Here is a 370-nt window from a genome sequence, read left to right as displayed (position 1 = left end):
AACCCCGAAAGGGAGCTGACAGTTGTCGTGAAGGTCGCCTAGCAAGACGGGAGACACGACAACTACCTTGAAAAACGCCGCTCAGGTCGGCTACCAGGCCGCCGTGCTCTTGCTTTTGATCTTGATCTGGGGCGCCCCGTCAAAGACGCTGGGCGCCTAAGATCAAGATCACAAGCCAGATCAAAAGCAGGCTGATATCTACCTGATGCATGGAGATCAAACTGTGGGAGGGGACTTGCTCCCTCCAACACTTAACCGAGATCGACAGTAAGAAANCCGGCCGGCTCCAGGCCGCCGCTCTGGGCCGAGGGATCACTCAAATCTGCTTTTGCTCTACACCACTCAGGTCGGCTACCAGGCCGCCGTGCTC

Source organism: Pseudomonas marginalis, from assembly GCF_001645105.1.
GTDB lineage: Bacteria > Pseudomonadota > Gammaproteobacteria > Pseudomonadales > Pseudomonadaceae > Aquipseudomonas > Aquipseudomonas petroselini.
Note: the sequence above shows the minus strand (reverse complement) of the source record.